We start from the raw sequence: 265 nt of genomic DNA on the forward strand, positions 1-265 counted from the left end.
GATGCTTTTTTCATACCTACATTTAAAGAGAAAAACCATGAATAAACGGATTTTGTTCCTGCTCCGTGAGCACAGTTGTTTCCCCGCCATGTCCACTTAAAACGAGAGTGGATTCTGGCAATGATAACAATTTGTCATGAATCGATTGAAGCAGCACTTCCTGACTGCCGCCCACTAAATCTGTTCTCCCGATGCCGCCTTGGAATAAAGCGTCACCAGAAATGACAAATCCCTCCTCCGACGAATAGTAAGACACACTGCCTGG

General features: G+C 44.9%; 1 protein-coding gene. It reads right to left on the bottom strand.

Annotated elements, in window-relative coordinates; all coding sequences use genetic code 11:
• Nucleotides 1-22: 22 nt before the first annotated feature.
• A partial coding sequence (locus SB775_RS30340; RefSeq protein WP_410864959.1) for an MBL fold metallo-hydrolase occupies nt 23-265 on the bottom strand: 243 nt, incomplete at its 5' end.

The organism is Peribacillus sp. SIMBA_075, from assembly GCF_046534585.1.